The sequence below is a fragment of the Bacteroides sp. K03 genome, assembly GCF_019734355.1.
GTDB classification, from domain to species: Bacteria; Bacteroidota; Bacteroidia; order Bacteroidales; family Bacteroidaceae; genus Bacteroides; species Bacteroides nordii.
The window spans coordinates 155,078-168,569 of the sequence record NZ_JAASHC010000007.1 but is presented as its reverse complement, the minus strand read 5'-3'; the positions used below and the strand labels follow the sequence as shown (position 1 = coordinate 168,569).

12 protein-coding genes are annotated in these 13,492 nt (G+C 41.7%); 4 read left to right on the top strand and 8 right to left on the bottom strand.

From position 1 onward, the window contains the following. Positions 1-52: 52 nt before the first annotated feature. The 3 genes from HCG69_RS07815 (at position 53) to HCG69_RS07805 (ending at position 4,505) form a co-directional block, all read left to right on the top strand. Positions 53-2,446 (top strand): anaerobic ribonucleoside triphosphate reductase, encoded by a 2,394-nt coding sequence (locus tag HCG69_RS07815; RefSeq protein WP_221649586.1) that lies wholly within the window; start codon positions 53-55, stop codon positions 2,444-2,446. A 106-nt stretch (positions 2,447-2,552) separates the two neighbouring features. Continuing rightward, complete coding sequence (gene nrdG / locus HCG69_RS07810; protein WP_221649585.1) at positions 2,553-3,023, top strand: anaerobic ribonucleoside-triphosphate reductase activating protein; 471 nt, start codon at positions 2,553-2,555, stop codon at positions 3,021-3,023. A gap of 81 nt (positions 3,024-3,104) precedes the next feature. Then, positions 3,105-4,505 (top strand): MFS transporter, encoded by a 1,401-nt coding sequence (locus tag HCG69_RS07805; RefSeq protein WP_221649584.1) that lies wholly within the window; start codon positions 3,105-3,107, stop codon positions 4,503-4,505. A gap of 139 nt (positions 4,506-4,644) precedes the next feature. Here HCG69_RS07805 and HCG69_RS07800 read toward each other — a convergent pair whose 3' ends face one another. Further along, the gene (locus HCG69_RS07800) at positions 4,645-5,268 is read right to left on the bottom strand and encodes an HAD family phosphatase (protein ID WP_221649583.1); all 624 of its coding nucleotides are present in this window, start codon (positions 5,266-5,268) and stop codon (positions 4,645-4,647) included. 365 nt (positions 5,269-5,633) lie between these two features. Between HCG69_RS07800 and HCG69_RS07795 the strand changes: the two genes are divergently transcribed. Next, entirely contained in the window at positions 5,634-6,518 is an 885-nt protein-coding gene (locus HCG69_RS07795) for an FkbM family methyltransferase (RefSeq protein WP_002562450.1), read from the top strand. A gap of 67 nt (positions 6,519-6,585) precedes the next feature. Here HCG69_RS07795 and rseP read toward each other — a convergent pair whose 3' ends face one another. The 7 genes from rseP to tsaB form a co-directional block, all read right to left on the bottom strand. Next, positions 6,586-7,938 carry an RIP metalloprotease RseP gene (gene rseP / locus HCG69_RS07790; protein WP_221649582.1) on the bottom strand — a complete coding sequence of 451 codons (1,353 nt, stop codon included), beginning with the start codon at positions 7,936-7,938 and terminating at the stop codon, positions 6,586-6,588. Between the two features lie 19 nt (positions 7,939-7,957). After that, positions 7,958-9,133 carry a 1-deoxy-D-xylulose-5-phosphate reductoisomerase gene (locus HCG69_RS07785; protein WP_221649581.1) on the bottom strand — a complete coding sequence of 392 codons (1,176 nt, stop codon included), beginning with the start codon at positions 9,131-9,133 and terminating at the stop codon, positions 7,958-7,960. Between the two features lie 3 nt (positions 9,134-9,136). Next, the gene (locus HCG69_RS07780; protein WP_002562453.1) at positions 9,137-9,997 is read right to left on the bottom strand and encodes a M23 family metallopeptidase; all 861 of its coding nucleotides are present in this window, start codon (positions 9,995-9,997) and stop codon (positions 9,137-9,139) included. Between the two features lie 76 nt (positions 9,998-10,073). After that, the gene (gene rimM / locus HCG69_RS07775) at positions 10,074-10,613 is read right to left on the bottom strand and encodes a ribosome maturation factor RimM (protein ID WP_221649580.1); all 540 of its coding nucleotides are present in this window, start codon (positions 10,611-10,613) and stop codon (positions 10,074-10,076) included. Then, the gene (gene murA / locus HCG69_RS07770) at positions 10,610-11,914 is read right to left on the bottom strand and encodes a UDP-N-acetylglucosamine 1-carboxyvinyltransferase (RefSeq protein ID WP_221649579.1); all 1,305 of its coding nucleotides are present in this window, start codon (positions 11,912-11,914) and stop codon (positions 10,610-10,612) included. The genes rimM and murA overlap by 4 nt, the downstream gene beginning before the upstream one ends. 145 nt (positions 11,915-12,059) lie before the next feature. After that, positions 12,060-12,674: a DUF4290 domain-containing protein gene (locus tag HCG69_RS07765; RefSeq protein WP_221649578.1), complete on the bottom strand. Its 615-nt coding sequence runs from the start codon at positions 12,672-12,674 to the stop codon at positions 12,060-12,062. A 48-nt stretch (positions 12,675-12,722) separates the two neighbouring features. Beyond that, entirely contained in the window at positions 12,723-13,412 is a 690-nt protein-coding gene (tsaB, locus tag HCG69_RS07760; protein WP_221649577.1) for a tRNA (adenosine(37)-N6)-threonylcarbamoyltransferase complex dimerization subunit type 1 TsaB, read from the bottom strand. Positions 13,413-13,492: the final 80 nt, after the last annotated feature.

Genomic DNA, 13,492 nt, shown 5'->3' with positions numbered 1-13,492 from the left:
CAATTGTCAATTGTCCACTGTCAACTGAACAAAGCTTTCGGGAGTTAAAGTTATGAACTACGCTGAAATTTGTATCATCAAACGTGATGGTAAAAGAGAAGATTTCTCTATTAGTAAAATTAAGAACGCTATAACCAAAGCGTTCAATGCCTCCGGCATCACCGAAGAGCAGCAGCTCGTGGCTGACATTACCATGAATGTCATCAGCCGTTTTTCCAATCCCACTATTACTGTAGAAGAGATTCAGGATCTGGTAGAAAAAGAATTGATGAAAGTACGGCCCGAAGTAGCCAAAAAGTACATTATCTACCGCGAATGGCGTAATACGGAACGTGATAAAAAAACTCAAATGAAACACGTAATGGATGGTATTGTAGCCATTGACAAGAACGATATAAATTTGAGTAATGCAAATATGAGTAGTCACACACCGGCTGGTCAGATGATGACTTTTGCATCTGAAGTGACCAAAGACTATACGTATAAATACCTGTTACCCAAACGTTTTGCAGAAGCACATCAGTTGGGCGACATTCACATCCACGATCTGGATTATTATCCGACAAAGACGACGACTTGTATTCAGTATGATATGGACGATCTCTTCGAACGTGGGTTCCGTACCAAGAACGGAAGTATCCGTACTCCACAAAGCATACAAAGCTATGCAACACTCGCCACTATCATCTTCCAGACCAACCAGAATGAGCAGCATGGCGGACAAGCAATCCCTGCATTCGACTTCTTCATGGCGAAGGGAGTAAGTAAGTCATTCCGCAAACATCTGAGTTCATTCATCAGTTTCTACGTTGCAATGGAAAGTAACACAGCTGTAGAAGAAAAAGCGATCCGCGCATTAATAGAAGAACACCTTCCTTCTATCAAAACCAGCGAACTGGAACGCGAAACACTACGTATGGCACTGACTGCCTTGCAGATCAATATAGACAAAGAACATCTGGCACGGATCATAGAGAAAGCCTACTTTCAGACTCGTAAAGATACGCACCAAGCTATGGAAGGCTTTATCCATAACCTCAACACAATGCATTCGCGTGGAGGCAACCAGGTGGTATTCAGTTCTATAAATTACGGAACAGATACTTCCGCCGAAGGACGTATGGTGATTGAAGAACTACTGACAGCCACTATCGAAGGGCTCGGTACCCGCGGAGAAGTACCTGTATTTCCCATTCAAATATTTAAGGTGAAAAACGGAGTATCTTACTCAGAAGAAGATTATCAAAAGGCAATGAGTGATTTTGAAGCAGCAGAGGAAGGGCGCATGACCTTCAGTGCTCCCAACTTCGATCTTTTTCTGAAAGCCTGTCGTACAACAGCCAAGGCACTGTTCCCCAATTTCATGTTCCTGGATGCACCGTTCAACCAAAACGAAAAATGGGATGCCAACGATCCGAAACGTTATCGCTATGAATTGGCAACAATGGGCTGCCGTACACGTGTATTTGAAAACGTTGCCGGAGAAAAGTCTTCATTAGGACGCGGAAATCTCTCATTCACCACTTTGAATATGCCCCGTCTGGCTATTGAGGCACGCATTAAAGCGGAAAGCATCATTGAAGACAAGCGCAATACGGATGCCATCGAGATGAAAGCCAAAGAGATTTTCCTGGAATCAGTACGTGAAATGGCCACTCTGGTGGCAGATCAGCTTTACGCCCGATATCAATATCAACGTACTGCACTGGCACGTCAGTTCCCATTTATGATGGGTAATAACGTATGGAAAGGAGGCGGTAGCCTGAATCCAAATGAAGAGGTAGGCGATGTATTGCGCAGCGGTACACTGGGTATTGGCTTCATCGGCGGACACAATGCCATGGTAGCACTCTATGGCAAAGGACATGGTCACAGCGATAAAGCATGGAATACTTTGTATGAGACTGTGATGGAAATGAATAAAGTAGTAGACGAATATAAAGCTAAATATAACCTTAACTATTCTGTGCTGGCAACTCCAGCCGAAGGCCTTTCCGGACGTTTCACCCGGATGGACCGCCGTAAATATGGTAAAATTGAAGGGGTAACTGATAATGATTACTACGTAAACTCTTTCCATGTAGATGTAAAAGAGCCTATCAGCATCGTAGAAAAAATTAAACGTGAGGCCCCCTTCCATGCCATTACACGCGGAGGGCACATCACTTATGTAGAGCTGGATGGTGAAGCACAGAAGAATATACGTGCTATCGCTAAAATCGTAAAGGTTATGTATGACGAAGGTATCGGCTATGGCTCTATTAATCATCCGGTAGATACCTGTCACAACTGTGGATACAAGGGGGTCATTTATGACAAATGCCCAGTATGCCGAAGTGAGAATATTTTGCGTATGCGCCGCATCACCGGCTATCTGACAGGTGATTTAAGTTCATGGAATTCAGCCAAGCGGGCGGAAGAAAAAGACAGAGTGAAACACTTGTAGAGTTGAAAATTGAAAGTTGAAAATGAAAAATTACTATTCAGCATGACAACGCACGCAGCTAATTTTCCATTTTCAACTTTCAATTTTCCATTTTCAATTAAATCAAATGAAGACTCTCAACTTACTATACACTTATCCGGAAACGATAGTAGATGGTGAAGGCATCCGGTACTCCATTTATCTGGCAGGATGCCGCCATTGTTGTCCGGGATGTCACAACCCGGAGAGCTGGAACCCATGTGCCGGTGAAGAGCTGACAGAAGAACGAATCATGGATATGATCCGTGAAATAAAAGCGAATCCACTATTGGATGGAGTAACCTTCTCGGGAGGTGATCCGTTTTTCAATCCTGAAGCTTTTCTCTTATTAGTGAAACGGATAAAGGAAGAAACCCGGCAAAACATCTGGTGTTACACCGGATATACCTATGAAGAGATACAGGCACAGCCCCGGTTAGCAGCAGCCTTACCTTATATTGATGTGCTTGTAGAAGGGCGTTTCATACAAGCACTCTATTCGCCTCATCTGGAATTCAGAGGAAGTAGCAACCAACGGGTGATTCGCCTGCACCGCTAAAAAAACTTATATTCAACTGACCACAACAACTGAAAATGTTTTTGTTTTGTTTAATTGGCAAGACTAAAGCATTTTTCGTTTATGAACCAAACACTTACTCCAAAAGCTTCTGACAAAGAAGAAACAGACGGTCTGCCCCTTCCGCGACGGATATGGGCGGTAGTAGCCATATCTTTTGCGCTTTGTATGTCGGTACTTGATATTAATATTGTAAATATCGTGTTGCCCACTCTTTCACACGACTTCGATGTATCTCCTTCCGTTATCACATGGATTATGAACGGATACCAGCTGGCAATCGTAATTTCATTATTATCTTTTTCTTCGTTGGGAGAAATATACGGATACCGACGTGTTTATCTCTCGGGAATAGCGCTCTTTTGCATCACCTCATTAATCTGCGCACTGTCTACTTCATTCTGGACACTGACACTTGCACGTATCTTTCAGGGATTCAGTGCTTCTGCCATTACCAGCGTGAACACAGCCCAATTACGTACCATCTATCCACGCAACCAGATTGGACGCGGAATGGGAATCAATGCAATGGTAGTTGCCATATCCGCAGCTGCAGGACCTTCCATAGCAAGCGCCATACTTGCCGTCAGTTCATGGCACTGGCTATTTGCCATCAACATACCTTTAGGATTAACAGCCCTGATACTCGGACACAAATATCTACCCCGGAAAGAAGAACGTTCCAAACGTAAGTTTGATATAAAAAGTGCTATTACCAACGCAGTTACATTCGGGCTACTTATCTATACAATGGACGGATTTGCTCACCACGAGCGAATGGACTACATTGTCATTCAAATAGTTATATTGGTTATAGTGGGCATCTACTACGTTCGCCGGCAATTGGGACAATCCTCTCCGCTTTTGCCGTTGGATTTACTAAAAATACCCATTTTCACTTTATCCATCAGCACTTCCATCTGTTCGTTTACCGCACAGATGCTGGCGATGGTTTCCCTGCCTTTTTTCCTACAAAACACGTTGGGACACAGTGAGGTTATGACTGGTTTACTACTGACCCCATGGCCTATTGCCACTCTGATTACCGCACCTACAGCCGGATACCTTGTTGAACGCATCCATCCGGGAATCCTGGGAAGTATCGGTATGATACTTTTCGCAACCGGACTCTTTTCACTGTCTACACTCACCGCAGAATCAACCGATCTCAGCATTATCTGGCGATTGGCACTATGTGGTGCAGGCTTCGGTCTGTTTCAAACACCCAATAACAGCACGATCATATCCTCCGCACCTACCGCACGGTCGGGAGGAGCCAGCGGAATGTTGGGAATGGCAAGGTTATTGGGACAAACATTCGGAACAACACTTGTTGCATTGCTATTCAGCTTCATAGCACATGAAAAGAGTACTTCCGTCTGCTTGCTCGTAGGAAGTGGATTTGCAGTGGTAGCAGCTATTATCAGCGGATTACGGATTTCTCAACCTTCAACGGTAAAGTAATATCATGTATTTCCTCCATATACCTCAACAAAAGCGATACACAGAGTATATATATTGCCTGCATGCAGGATACGCCCGGCGTACATACAGCCAAGGCGTACTCTGCATGCAGGCAAAGTAGTTCTCACATACCGGTACTTTACAGACCCGCTAACAGCTGTGACAATTCTTTCCGCCAGTCCATACCATTCTCCGGTTGATAAGTATGTAGCCCAAATTCTTTGCCGATATATATATTCGAAGCTCCATCGTCAACAAAAAGTGTTTCGGAAGGAAGCATACCACTATCTTTCAACATATAGTTAAATATTTCCGGTTCAGGCTTGGTGCAACCTATCTGATAAGACAGATACAATTTATCACAATAATCCGTCAAAGGCTTTCCCTGAGAAGAAAATCCGGGACTGCATGCCCACGACATTACATAGGGGTTCGTATTACTTAAAATATATACATGATAAGACTTTCTGAGTTCCAGCATATAATCAAGCTTGCGTATATCTACCCCCGTGAAGAATCCCAGCCATGCCTGTCTGGTCTCCTCCATTGTCAGCTCACGTCTGCACAACTCTCCCAGCTTATCCCGAAATCCTTCTGCTGTCAGTTTACCCTCTTCCAGCTCCTGGAAAATACCAGTCTGATGATACTTATCCAAACGTGTTTCTGCATCTTTCAGTCCTAACTTAATAAAGGCTTGAACCGCTTTATCACGATCTATGTCAGCAATGACACCCCCAAAGTCAAATACGATGTTCTTTACCATAATACTCGATGTTATATTTAGGGCAAAGATAAGTCTTATCCTCCTATGAGACAGTGTATAAGTGCTTGATCTTCATCAAAAAGAAGAACTCATTGTACAATCTGAGATTTGGCATCAATGCCGTAAAAACAAAATCCGACCTATGACAACGATCAAACCAACTGCAAGAATAATAAACAAGGCCTTTTTTCGTATAAAGACAACTACAAAAGAAGAAGAATCATAACTCTATACAAACTAAACAATTATGGTTATCTACATAAAATTCTCTATAAATAGAATAATTATCAATAAAACATATATAATTACTATCTAAATTATACCAGAAAAAGTCGTTATTTGTAAAATCAAGTAAAACAACATCTATGACTCTACTTAACAAACTCAGTTACAAAGTAAAATGTACTTATAATAATTACTTCTGGAAACAAACCCTCAAGAATATGAAGCAGGAAATCTGCGTATATTATTCAACACATCCTTCTGAAGACGATGAAATAAACAAAGCACTTTCATACATGAAGCAACATACACTATGTACTTTCCTTTCTCCTTTTATTGAGAAATACGACAGTAAAAATATAGCAGTGTACAAAGATCCTAAAAACGGATTACTTTATGTTATGCACGAAAAGAAAAAACTCTATTTTAAACGATCTTATAATCCTACAACCGTAAGATTCTGCTACTGTGGACTTATCACGGAACAGGACCCCGATTCTCCTCACTGTTATACGGATAGCAAATTTAAGGTAGAAAATAAAGAAGTTCTATTCGATATCGGGAGTGCAGAAGGCATATTTGTACTTTCAAATATAGAGAAAGTCAGCCATGCAGTCTTATTTGAAAAAGACCGGGAATGGGTAGAAGCACTCGAAGCTACCTTCGCACCATGGGCAGAAAAGATAACCATATTTCCCCAATATGTATCAGATCATAATGATGAAGAAAATATAAGCATCGATACGTTTTGTACAACATATGCTCACCGACCCGATTTTATCAAGATAGATGTGGAAGGAGCAGAACAGACCGTTCTGAATGGAATGGAAAATCATCTGAACACCATCCCGCTAAAGATAGCTTTATGCACTTATCACAAAGCCGGAGACTATGATCAATTCTATGAATGGCTTTCCGAAAAAAAATTCAAAATCACTCCTTCAAAAGGGGTGATGATATTCCTGAATAATATCCGGTTACTCACTCCACCTTATTTTAGAAAGGGATTAATAAGAGCTTATAAATAAAAAGAAGGTACAGAGGTTTTATAATATAATCCTCTGTACCTCCTATATGTTCTGTACTGAAATTATCTTAAAAGAAGAATCTCAATATATCATTAAAGTTAGCCCATATCAACAATCCGAAAAGCAGGAACATACCTACCATCTGTGCATACTCCATAAACTTATCACTCGGTTTGCGACGCGCAATGATTTCGTAGAAAAGGAATAATACATGTCCGCCATCTAATGCAGGGATAGGCAAAATATTCATAAAGGCAAGAATAATAGAGAGAAATGCCGTCATATACCAGAACTGATGCCAGTCCCAGGTAGCGGGGAAAATACTTCCGATTGTTCCGAAACCACCCAACTGCTTAGCTCCTTCTTTTGAGAAGAGATATTTCATATTGCCAACATAGCCTTTCAATGTTTTCACTCCTAAGTGCACACCGGCAGGGAAAGATTCAAAGAAGCCATATTCCTTAGTAACCATCGGCATCACCCGATTCATAGGCTGCGCATAAACACCGATACGGAAAGCAGAATCTGTACCTAAAGTTACAGTATCCATCTCTCCGGCACGAACATAAGTCAACGTGATCTGATGCAGATCTACAGTATCGTTACTCAAAGTTGATGCCTTCTGTTTACGTGCCGCCATCTCTTCAAGATAATCAAAATAAGAAACAGGTTTGCCATCAAGTGCTATAATACTATCACCCGGCATAAGGCCAGCCTGAGCTGCATGTGAATTAGCTATTATACTATCTACCACATAAGGCACTCGGAAAGAAGCAAAACGCACACTATCAGCCATCAAACGCTGCATCATATCTTCGGGAATATAAACTGAAGCTTTCTGTCCTCCACGAAGTACAGTCACTTCACGTGCATCAGCAACCTGGCTCAACACATCAGCATCATAACGCAGAAACTCCACACCATCAGCTGATAACAGCACATCACCATCCTGAAAACCTACAGCCTTAGCAGTCTCATTGAACTGCATACCCAACGGTGCTTCCTGAATTTTAATATATTGATCACCCCAGGTGAAAAGAATCATAGAATAGATGAACAATGCCAACAGGAAATTGAACAATACGCCACCTACCATTATCAACAATCGTTGCCAAGCCGGTTTAGAGCGAAACTCCCATGGTTGTTCAGGCTGTTTCATCTGATCAGTATCCATTGACTCGTCTATCATCCCGGAGATCTTGACATAACCACCCAAAGGCAACCAGCCTACGGCATATTCTGTATCACTCTTCTTTGGCTTAAACTTGAAAAGAGTGAACCAGGGATCAAAGAATAAACAAAACTTTTCGACCCGCACTTTGAATAGACGGGCAAAGAGAAAATGTCCCCCTTCGTGTATAATAACAAGCAACGAAAGGCTCATTATCAACTGGAGGGCACGGATTAAGAATGTTTCCATCGGTTTATTTACAATTTTACTATTTACTATTTACTATTAGTTCAGTGGCTATGCGGCGGGCTTCGGCATCAGTTGCCACATAGTCATCATACGTAGGAACCTGTACGAACGAAGCACGTTCCATCGTCTGCTCTATTACATTACTCATTGCAAGGAAGCCTATCTCATCACGCAGAAAAGCAGCAACCACCACTTCATTGGCAGCATTAACGATACAAGGCATATTGCCTCCGCGATACATAGCTTCATAAGCCAGAGCCAGATTGCGGAAACGTTTGGTATCAGGCTGTTCAAAGGTGAGACTGGTACACTTGGCAAAATCCAAACGATCAAACGAAGAAGCAACGCGGTCGGGATAAGAAAATGCATACTGAATAGGCAAACGCATATCAGGCATACCTAATTGTGCCTTTACAGCACCATCTTCAAACTGCACCATCGAGTGAATAACTGATTGAGGATGCACCACCACTTCTATCTGACTTGGCTGCACGCCGAACAACCATTTAGCTTCAATCACCTCAAAACCTTTATTCATCATAGAAGCAGAGTCGATTGTAATCTTAGCCCCCATCTCCCAGTTAGGATGCTTCAACGCCTGTACTTTGGTGACAGTTTGCAACTGTTCCAGAGTATAGGTACGAAACGGACCACCAGAAGCAGTCAGTATTACTTTTTCAATAGGGTTTCCCACCTCACCGGAAAGACATTGAAAGACTGCTGAATGTTCCGAGTCTACAGGTAAAATAGGAGTACGGTATTGCTGCGCCAATACATTAATTAATTTTCCGGCAACAACCAGCGTTTCCTTGTTTGCCAAAGCAATGGCCTTGCGGGCACGAATAGCATTAATCGTAGGTTTCAGACCAGCATATCCCACCATAGCGGTCAACACAATATCTATGGGTCCGGACTCTACAATCTGGCACAAGGCTTCGACACCGGCATATACTTTAATAGGTAATTCGCTCAGTGCCTCTTTCAGTTGATCATATTTCTCTTCGTTAGCTATAACTACGGCCTCAGGCTGAAACTTTCGTGCCTGGGCTATAAGCATATCTACTTTATTATTGGCTGTCAGGGCATATACCTCATACAATTCGGGATGTTCTTCAATCACCTGTAGAGCTTGCGTACCAATAGAGCCTGTAGAGCCCAGTATAGCTATTTGTTTCTTTTTAATCTCTTTATTCATGATTTAGAATACAATGTACTTTTCGGGATTCACCGGACGTCCTTTATTCCACAATTCAAAATGCAAATGAGGACCTGTAGTAAGTGTTCCACTATTTCCAACCAAGGCAATGGCTTCTCCTGCCTGTACCTTATCACCTTCACGTTTCAATAATGAACCACAATGTTTATATATAGAGACGAAGTCCTGATTGTGCTGTACTTCTATCAAATAACCGGTTTCGGCTGTATAGGTACTCAGAATAACCGTACCATCCAACGTAGCGAGTACACTCTCGTTGGGATTGGCAGCTATATCTGTTCCGTAGTGCTTCTTCTCAGCATCGAAGTGAGCAGAAATCATACCACGCGTAGGACGATAAAAAATCAGTCCGTTCACATTAGGCTGCGAAGTGATAGAGGTAAGGTTGTACTTCTCTGCTTCCTCATACTGGCGGCGGAATTCCTCTTCACGTTTGGTACGTTCCATCAGAGAGTCCTTACGCAAAGTTGTCAGTGTATCCATACTTTGTACGGAGTCAACACGGACTTTTCCGCTAAAGATATCCTGAATATTCATAATATACAGATTCTGCCGTTCTACCAGTTGTTGCAGAGAATCCACACGTAAAGCGTTAGCCACTATCTGGTTACGAACCTCACTATTCATATATCCGGGAAGATAGTTGCGCAAAGGAGTGAAAGCAATAATAATGGCAGCAATCAAAAAAAGAATAGTCAACACAGAAAGCAAAACAGAAAGACCATTCAATTTTGATACACGAATCCCCACCACCTCTTCGAGTGTATTCTCGTTGATAATAGTGAGTTTATACTTGAACTTTATATTGTTCCAAAAGGCTTTACTGCGTTTCTTCTTTGGCATTATTTTATCGTATTGCGTACAAATGTAAGCATTTCGCTAATTCTTTCTACTACTGATTACACAGATTAACACTGATTCATTCTTCTTCAAGTTCATCAAGATTCAGTAACCCTTCGGGCAAATCAACCACAATGAGTTTCCGTTCCTGATCAATACCTTTAATAAACTCTTCCTGTGCAGGTACCAACAGTTCTTCACCATCCGGACGTTCTACCACAAAAAGCGTGTTAACAGTAGATGTGTCTACATCTGTCACTTCTCCCAAATCGCCGTGAGTGTCATCCTTCATACGGAAACCAACAAAGAAATCCCAGGAGAGTTCTCCCGGTTCCGCTTCGTTCACATGCTCTATAGGGAAATATACATCTACATTGGTAAACATACGGGCACGCTCGGCAGTATCTACTCCTTCAAGTTTCACCAAAGCTGTGGAGTCAGAACGAAAACGGTACTCTTCTATAAAAAAAGGAACAAAAATACCGTCGAGCAGACAAATAAAGTAGTCACAATCAACACGGTCGAAGATGTCATCTGTAAAAGTGAACGACAACTCACCATGTATACCATGAGGTTTATTAAAAAATCCTATTTTATATACTTCTTCTTTTCTTATCATATTCGTGTAATTCGCGCACCAATAGCATTCAACCGACCCTCAATATTCTGGTAACCACGATCTATCTGCTCTATATTATGAATACGACTAATCCCTTCGGCACTCATTGCAGCAATCAGCAAAGCAATACCGGCACGAATATCAGGTGAAGTCATATTACCACCACGCAATTTGAAACCGTGATTATGTCCGATTACAACAGCACGGTGCGGATCACAAAGTATTATCTGCGCTCCCATATCTATCAGTTTATCTACAAAGAACAGGCGGCTTTCAAACATCTTCTGATGTATCAGCACACTTCCCTTGGCTTGTGTGGCTACTACAAGCAGTACACTAAGCAAGTCGGGGGTAAGTCCGGGCCAGGGCGCATCGGCAATAGTCATAATAGAACCGTCAATAAATGATTCTATCTGGAAGTTTTCCTGTGCAGGAACATAAATATCATCTCCACGCTGTTCCAGTTTAATACCAAGACGACGAAAACTTTCAGGAATAATACCCAGGTTTTCGTAAGAGACGTTCTTTATAGTGATTTCACTCTTTGTCATAGCCGCCATACCGATAAAACTACCTACCTCAATCATATCAGGCAGTACTGTATGTTGTGTGCCATGCAACTCTTCCACCCCTTCAATAGTCAGAAGATTAGATGCAATACCACTGATCTTAGCCCCCATCCGGTTGAGCATCTTACAGAGCTGTTGTAAATAAGGTTCACAGGCAGCGTTGTAAATGGTAGTGGTTCCTTTCGCCAGAACAGCAGCCATCACAATGTTGGCAGTTCCGGTTACGGAAGCTTCATCCAACAACATGTAAGTACCATGCAGGTTATCTGCAGTAATTTCATAAACACCACGTTCATCGTTGTATCTGAAATCAGCTCCCAGACTCTGAATACCGATAAAGTGGGTATCCAAACGGCGACGACCAATCTTATCACCACCGGGTTTGGAAATCATAGCTTTACCAAAACGAGCTACCATAGGCCCTATCAGCATCACAGATCCCCGCAGGCTGGAACATTTCTTCAGAAACTCATCACTTTCCAAATAGGCCATATCTACATTTTCAGCTTTGAAACTATACGTATCAACACCTTGCTTTGCAACTGTCACCCCCATATCTCTCATCAGCTGAATAAGATTATTAACGTCCAGAATGTCGGGAATGTTATTTACTATTACTTCCTCAGCAGTAAGCAATGTAGCGCAGATAATCTGCAACACTTCGTTTTTAGCACCCTGCGGATGAATCTCTCCACACAGTTTGTGCCCTCCTTCGATTACAAATGAAGCCATATGATTAGTAGTTAGTAGTTAGAATTTAGTAGCTAGTAGCTGGAATTCAGTAGTAAGTAGTTAATAGTCAGATTTTAGTAGTTGGTAGCTCAAACAACACGTCACATGGATTCTAGCGACTTACTACTAGCTACTTACTACTTAATCAATATTTTCTTCTCTGATTATTATTCCGGTTATTGGTATAATTCGTTTTCGGACGATAGTTCTGTGCCAGACGCTCTGCCATCAAACGAACAATATCATCATCCATCTGTAGTTTTCCACCGGAAAGTTCAGACAGATCCTCAGCAATCTTACGATCATCTACCGTATCCTTATTCCAGGCCATATAATCTTTCTTCATATGGTTACAAATAAGAGCGATCAGATTTTTCTTTTCATCTCCTTCCGGAAATTCACATGCTTTATTAATAAGTATCTCAAGCGTACGTCCGTAATGGCGATAGCGAATTTTAGTACTTGGATAAGGGATAGGTTCCGGTTTTGTCCCTAAGTTCTCCTCGCGGATGATCTCGTATGGATATTTAATATCCAACTTGAAGTTGGCCATAATAGCCAAATGATCCCACAGTTTATGTTTAAAATCGGGTACATCTCTTAGATGAGGAAACATATTTCCCATAATATTGATGATAGTATTTGCACAACGTTGGCGTTCGGCCGGATCTTGGATAGTAAGTGCATGATCTACCATATTCTGGATACTTCGCCCATATTCGGGAAGGGGCATTCTCTTCTGTTGGGTGTTATACTGCATAAAATAATAATTAAAAATTAAAAGTTAAAAATAGGAACAAAGCACTTGTTACAATACCTTTTTAGGAAGGGAAGCAACAAACTCTTTCAAATAAAAAGGCTCAAAATAGGCTACATCTTTATAATCCTCTTTTGCTACAGCTTTCTCGGCAAGCGGAAACATCATCTTAGCCAAAGGATGTATATCGTCAATAAAATGTGCATTCGGATGTGTTATCTTCTCTCTACATTTGGCTGCACCATTACCAAAGAAATAAACCGGATGTTCATCCAAAATATCAAGATAGGAATTCTCATCGATAATATCCGCAGAAATAGGACGTATCACATTCAGGCTGCGATCATAAACAGCTGCATATACCTCCATACGGCGTGCATCAATCATCGGACAGAGAAGAACGTTTTCCGGCAACTCATGATACAACAATACCGGTACACACAATACTTCAAGTGTAGGAATACCAATCAGCGGTATATTACGTCCATAGCAAATCCCTTTAGCCATTGAAACCCCGATACGAAGCCCGGTATACGACCCTGGTCCACAACTTACAGCCACCGCATCCAAAGGAATTGCATGACTATCGATAAACGACAAAGCCTCATCAACAAAAACTCCCAACGACACGGCGTGTGAAGGACCTTTCATATCTTCCTGCACAAAAATCGTCTGTCCGTCTTCACTCACCGCTACCGAACACACTGCGGTAGAGGTTTCAATATGTAAGATACACGACATAATTTTCAGATTATTAAACTGACGCAAATTTAACTGATTATTTTCAGATTACCACACGGTAGCATGAATTAAAGCAGATT